General features: G+C 65.7%; 5 protein-coding genes. 4 read left to right on the top strand and 1 reads right to left on the bottom strand.

The genetic code is table 11. The annotated features are described in order from the left end of the window. Positions 1-387: 387 nt before the first annotated feature. Entirely contained in the window at positions 388-672 is a 285-nt protein-coding gene (locus tag VNT50_RS04220) for a hypothetical protein (protein ID WP_325483852.1), read from the bottom strand. A gap of 62 nt (positions 673-734) precedes the next feature. On the opposite strand from VNT50_RS04220, the gene tsf reads away from it, so the two are divergent. The 4 genes from tsf to VNT50_RS04200 all read left to right on the top strand — a co-directional run. After that, positions 735-1562 (top strand): translation elongation factor Ts, encoded by an 828-nt coding sequence (gene tsf / locus VNT50_RS04215; RefSeq protein ID WP_325483851.1) that lies wholly within the window; start codon positions 735-737, stop codon positions 1560-1562. Positions 1563-1658: 96 nt separating this feature from the next. After that, complete coding sequence (gene pyrH / locus VNT50_RS04210) at positions 1659-2378, top strand: UMP kinase (protein WP_325483850.1); 720 nt, start codon at positions 1659-1661, stop codon at positions 2376-2378. A 62-nt stretch (positions 2379-2440) separates the two neighbouring features. Further along, complete coding sequence (frr, locus tag VNT50_RS04205) at positions 2441-2995, top strand: ribosome recycling factor (RefSeq protein ID WP_325483849.1); 555 nt, start codon at positions 2441-2443, stop codon at positions 2993-2995. An 11-nt stretch (positions 2996-3006) separates the two neighbouring features. Then, positions 3007-3881 (top strand): phosphatidate cytidylyltransferase (locus VNT50_RS04200; RefSeq protein ID WP_325483848.1); only part of this gene is annotated, 875 nt, incomplete at its 3' end.

Below are 3881 nucleotides of genomic sequence, written 5' to 3'. Positions count from 1 at the left end.
GGATTGAGTTAGAATATGGAAAGGTCTCACAAATGGCTTAAAAATGTTGCACGGTATGCTTTCAAAGTTGACACTCGATCCTTCGTCCCGTGGCTTGGGAGAAGGAATAGTTGGTCGATGTCCCCACAAAGATGAGAACTTGGTATAGCCATAGGTGTCGTACGAAAAATGCTTGATAAAGCATGCACGGTCCCACTGTCCAATGCTTGATAAAGCATGATTGTCCCACAAGTCTCAATGCACGTTTTCAAGGCGCAAGGCTTGGCATAGCCTTTGCTCATCCTACTAGTTAAGTTGTTCAAGTTGAACAAGTGCACGTCCCCACGGTTCCTAAGCTCATCATATAGCGTATGACTTGGGCAGTAGTGTCGCACATGGCACAATTGGTTAAGGCACGAGCCACTGGCCGACTGGGAGCGCGAGCTCCTCGAGCAGGGCGCCCCCGAGCAGTCCTCCGCCGAGACCGAGAAGGTCGCGGACGAGGCGATCGCCGCGGCTGATCTTGCCGAGGTCGTCGAGGCGGAGCAGGCCCCCGAGGCCGAGCAGACCCTCGAGGCGGAGCCCGTCGAGGCCGAGCAGCCCGCCGAGCCCGAGCCGCTCACGGAGACGATCGCTGACGCCGCCGGTGAGGCGGTGGCCGAGGAAGCCGCGGCCGAGGCCTCGAAGTAGCACCGGCGCGACGCAGCAGCAGCCGAGCAAGACGCACACACCCGAACTGAAGGATTCACCGCACAATGGCAAACTTCACGATCGCCGACATCAAGGCCCTGCGCGAGCAGCTGGGCACCGGCATGGTCGACACCAAGAAGGCTCTCGAGGAGGCCGACGGCGACGTCGAGAAGGCCGTCGAGATCCTGCGTCTGAAGGGCGCGAAAGGCAACGCCAAGCGCGCTGACCGCTCCACGAGCGAGGGTCTCATCGTCGCCCGCGAGCAGGACGGCCGGGTCACGCTCGTCGAACTGGCGTGCGAGACCGACTTCGTCGCCAAGAACGAGCGTTTCATCGCACTCGCCGACAAGGTGGCGGATGCCGCAGCCGCTGTGTCGGCCGATTCCGCCGAGACGGCTCTTGCCGCTCCCGCCGGCGCCGGCACCGTCGAGACACTCATCTCCGACGAGGCCGCCATCATCGGCGAGAAGGTCGAGCTCCGCCGCGTCCGCACCCTCAAGGGCGACGCGTTCGAGATCTACCTGCACAAGACCAGCAAGGACCTGCCGCCGCAGATCGGCGTCGTGGTGGCCTACTCGGGGACGGACGCCGAAACGGCGCGAAGCATCGCCCAGCACATCTCGTTCGCCAACCCGACCTACCTCTCGCGGGACGACGTTCCCGCGGCCGAGGTCGACAAGGAGCGGGAGATCGTGACCGAGATCTCGCGCAACGAGGGCAAGCCCGAGGCCGCCCTGCCGAAGATCGTCGAGGGACGGGTGAACGCCTTCTTCAAGCAGGTCGCCCTGCTCGACCAGGACTACGCCAAGGACAACAAGCTGTCGGTCGCGAAGGTCGCGGACAACGCCGGGATCACCGTCACGGACTTCGCGCGCTTCAAGGTCGGCGCCTAGCAACGCTGAAGGGCCCGCATCGCTCAGCGCGATGCGGGCCCTTTTTCGCGAGCGGCGCCCACCCCGGTAGTTTGAACCCTGACGATTGGATGACACGTGATCGATGAGACGACCGGACGCCGGCGTGTAGTTCTGAAGCTCTCGGGGGAGGCGTTCGGCGGCGGGCAGCTGGGTGTCAACCCGGATGTCGTCAGCCAGATCGCGCGGGAGATCGCCGCGGCCGTGGACCGCGTCGAGATCGCGGTGGTCGTCGGCGGCGGCAACTTCTTCCGCGGCGCGGAACTCAGCCAGCGCGGGATGGACCGCGGCCGCGCCGACTACATGGGCATGCTGGGCACCGTCATGAACGCCCTTGCCCTGCAGGACTTCCTCGAACAGGCCGGGGCGGCGACGCGCGTGCAGTCCGCGATCGCGATGACGCAGGTCGCCGAGCCCTACATCCCGCGGCGCGCGGAGCGGCACATGGAGAAGGGTCGCGTCGTGATCTTCGGCGCGGGCGCCGGCCTTCCGTACTTCTCCACCGATACCGTCGCGGCGCAGCGCGCCCTCGAGATCGGCGCCTCCGAGGTGCTCGTCGCGAAGAACGGGGTCGACGGCGTCTACACCGCCGACCCGCACAAGGATCCAGCCGCGACCCGCATCGACCGCATCACCTACATCGACGCTCTCCAGCGCGGCCTCAAGGTCGTGGATTCGACGGCGTTCAGTCTCTGCATGGACAACGGCATGGACATGCGCGTGTTCGGGATGGAGCCCACGGGCAACGTGACCCGGGCGCTCCTGGGCGACGCGATCGGCACGCTCGTCACCGTGTGATCCCCGTGACGGCAACCCCGCCCCGGTAGACTGACCCACAAGCTTTATCGAATGGAGTGACCGTGATCACGGACGTCTTGACGGATGCCGCAACCCGCATGGATCGTGCTGTCGAGGCCGCGAAGGAGGACTTCGCGAGTGTGCGCACGGGTCGCGCCAACCCGCAGCTGTTCCAGAAGATCCTCGTGGACTACTACGGCACTCCGACTCCGCTCGCGCAGCTCGCGTCGCTCAACAACGTCGAGGCGCGCACGATCGTCGTGACGCCCTACGACAAATCCGCCCTCAAGGCCATCGAGCAGGCCATCCGGGACACCCCGAACCTGGGCGCGAACCCCACCAATGACGGGAGCCTCGTGCGGGTCACGCTTCCCGAGCTGACGGAGGAGCGACGCAAGGAGTTCGTCAAGATCGTGCGGTCCAAGGGCGAGGACGCGAAGGTGCACGTGCGCGGCATCCGTCGCAAGGCGAAGGACGATCTCGACGTGCTCAAGGACGACGTGGGCGAGGACGCCATCTCCCGCGGGGAGAAGGAATTGGACGCTCTGACCCGAGCCCATGTCGACGCGATCGATGACGCACTCAAGCGCAAAGAGACCGAGCTCCTCGAAGTGTGAGGTCCGCCCCTATGAGCGACGTTCCAGACGGCGACCCGCTGACTTCCGACACTCCGCTGACTCCCGACACTCCGCCCCTGACCCGTCGTCAGGCCGCGCAAGCGCGCGGTCCGGAAGCGATGCAGGCGCAGTTCCGCGCGGCCCGCAGCGAGCTCGAGAACCAGGTCGCGCACGCCCGCGACCAATTCGACGAGGCCAACGAGCGCATCAAGGAGCGCACCGGCCGGGACCTCATCCTGGCGATCGTCATAGCCCTCGCGCTCGGCGCCGCCCTCATCCTCTCGCTGATCTTCTTCACGTGGCTGTTCGTGCTCTTCGCCCTCGCGGCCAGCGTGCTCGTCACGTTCGAACTCACCCGGGCTCTGCAGGTCAGCGGTCGCAAGGTCGACCTCGTGCCGCAGCTGGTCGTGGGCTCGGCCCTCGTGCTTTCGGCCTATTTCATCGACCTGTGGCTGCACTGGGTCCTCCTCTTCGCGGCCGTGGCGTTCGTGGTCGTGTGGCGCGTGCTCGCGCAGATGATCGCCCAGGACGGCCGCATCTACGGCGATGTGCTGAGCGACATCCTCGCCGGCGGGCTGCTGCAGGTGTACGTGCCTTTCCTCGCGAGCCTCGGGGTGGTGCTCGTCCGCCAGCCCGAGGGGCAATGGTGGGTGCTCGCGTTCATCATCGTCGTCGTCGCATCCGACACCGGTGCCTACGCCTCGGGCCTCGCGTTCGGCAAGCACCCCATGGCGACGAAGATCAGCCCGAAGAAGACATGGGAGGGCTTCGCGGGATCTACGCTCGCCGCGCTCGTGGCCGGTGTGCTGCTTGCGCTGTTCATGCTCGGCCTGCCGTGGTGGGCGGGTCTCGTGTTCGGTGCCGTGATCCTCGGCACCGCCACAGC

It is taken from the genome of Microbacterium sp. (assembly GCF_035554235.1).
Taxonomy (GTDB): Bacteria; Actinomycetota; Actinomycetes; order Actinomycetales; family Microbacteriaceae; genus Microbacterium.
Note: the sequence above shows the minus strand (reverse complement) of the source record. Positions and strands in the feature narration are given on the sequence as shown.

Excerpts from the sequence above, each read along its gene's own strand:
- tsf (WP_325483851.1), top strand. The coding sequence starts at position 735 with ATGGCAAACTTCACGATCGCCGACATCAAGGCCCTGCGCGAGCAGCTG.